This is a genomic window from Streptomyces sp. P17, from assembly GCF_032436805.1.
In the GTDB taxonomy this organism is placed as follows: Bacteria; Actinomycetota; Actinomycetes; order Streptomycetales; family Streptomycetaceae; genus Streptomyces.
Genome location: NZ_JAVRBF010001441.1, coordinates 1 through 238, shown reverse-complemented (window position 1 = coordinate 238; position 238 = coordinate 1). Strand labels below are relative to the sequence as shown.

1 protein-coding gene is annotated in these 238 nt (G+C 68.5%); it reads left to right on the top strand.

All coding sequences use genetic code 11. From position 1 onward, the window contains the following. Window positions 1-199 (top strand): sigma factor-like helix-turn-helix DNA-binding protein (locus RMT89_RS45275; RefSeq protein ID WP_315889574.1); only part of this gene is annotated, 199 nt, incomplete at its 5' end. Window positions 200-238: the final 39 nt, after the last annotated feature.

Sequence of the window (238 nt, the reverse complement as noted above, 5' to 3'; positions counted from 1 at the left end):
CGCGGGCGGTTTCGCCTATGAAGAGGCCGCTGAAATCTGCGGCTGCGCGGTCGGGACGGTGAAAAGCCGCGTCAGCCGTGCGCGGCGTGCGCTCTTGGCTATTCTCGAGGCGGGCGCTTATGATCGCGACGGCCAGCCGGCGGGCGAGGCCATGCGATCCATCCTGGCCGACGCGGAGCGCTTGAGCCAACCGAGGTGAATGTAACGACCGCACGGTTTGCGAGCCGCTCCGGCGCCA